The organism is Streptomyces sp. CO7, assembly GCF_053474865.1.
The window spans coordinates 548045-549203 of sequence record NZ_JBRIOU010000002.1 but is presented as its reverse complement, the minus strand read 5'-3'; the positions used below and the strand labels follow the sequence as shown (position 1 = coordinate 549203).

Sequence of the window (1159 nt, the reverse complement as noted above, 5' to 3'; positions counted from 1 at the left end):
ATCCTGCGCCGTCCTCCGCCAGTCCTGACCCACCACCCCTGCGGGCAGTCGTGCCGCCCAGGGGGTACCCCCATCGCCCCCTGGGCGGCCCAGCCGCCCGCAGGACGGCGGAGGCACAGCAGGGCTCCAGCCGCCCGCAGGGGGTCAGTACGGTTCGTCGCGGAGGTCGGAGAGGCGTTCGAGGAGGATGGGCTCCCAGGCATGCGCGAGCTCCGTCCGCAGCAGGGTGTGCCGCTCCGACTCCCCCGGCCCGAACCGCTGCACCAGCGCCGCCAGCCGCAGCACCGCGTCGCACCGGGCCAGCCACAGCCCCCGCAGGCACGGCCGCGGCCCGTACCCGGCGAGCGTCGCCGCGCGGACCGCCGCCGGGGACCCGATGGCGCGGGCGAGGCCGGCGATGTCCTCCGCCGGGTCCCCCAGCACCGCGTCGGTCCAGTCCAGCACCCCCCGCACCCGGCCGTCCGCGCTGATCACCAGGTGTTCGGCGCTCAGCGCCCGGTGCACCAGGGCCGCCGTCCCGGGCCGCACCTCCAGCTGCGTCGCCCCCGCCTCGCTGAGCGGCCGCAGCCACCCCGCGTCGATCTCGTCGGCGGCGACGAGTTCCTTGGCGGCCTGCCGGGCCTCCCGCCGCAGCGTCTCCAGCGACCGGGGCGCCGCCTTGGGCACGCCCACCGCCTCCGCCTGCCGCAGCGGCACCGCGTGCAGCCCGGTGAGCAGCCCGGCGAGGTCCGCCTCGCCCAGGGCGGTCACCTTGTGCCGGGCTCCCGCGCCGCCCGGGAGGGCGGTGTCCAGGGTGTAGACCAGGCCCGGCCGCCATTCCCCGTGTCCCCGGCTGACCGGGACCGGGACGCCCACGTGCGGCCGCACCAGGTCCCTCAGCCGCAGCTCCCGCAGCCGCCGCGCCGACTGCTCGCGGTCGTGGGCGAGCCGCAGCACGTGCCGGTCGCCGGCCCACCAGGTGCTGTGTGCGCGCTCGGGCTCCGGCGTCTTCTCGTCCACCACGGGACGGATCGCGGGCTCGCCGGAGGGTCCGTCGCCGGACTCGGACGGAAGGAGGCTGCGGACCAGCTCGCGCAGCTCGTCCTCGGAAGGCGGGTTCGGTGCCTGATTCATGATGGTGGTGCCGTTTTGTTCGTGCCGGAGGGGGTTCGGGTGGGGG

At 77.0% G+C, this 1159-nt stretch carries 1 protein-coding gene; it reads right to left on the bottom strand.

Features of this window, described 5'->3' with window-relative positions:
• Nucleotides 1-144: 144 nt before the first annotated feature.
• Nucleotides 145-1113 (bottom strand): aminoglycoside phosphotransferase family protein, encoded by a 969-nt coding sequence (locus ACOV8S_RS04435; RefSeq protein WP_448316208.1) that lies wholly within the window; start codon nucleotides 1111-1113, stop codon nucleotides 145-147.
• Between the last annotated feature and the right edge of the window lie 46 nt (nucleotides 1114-1159).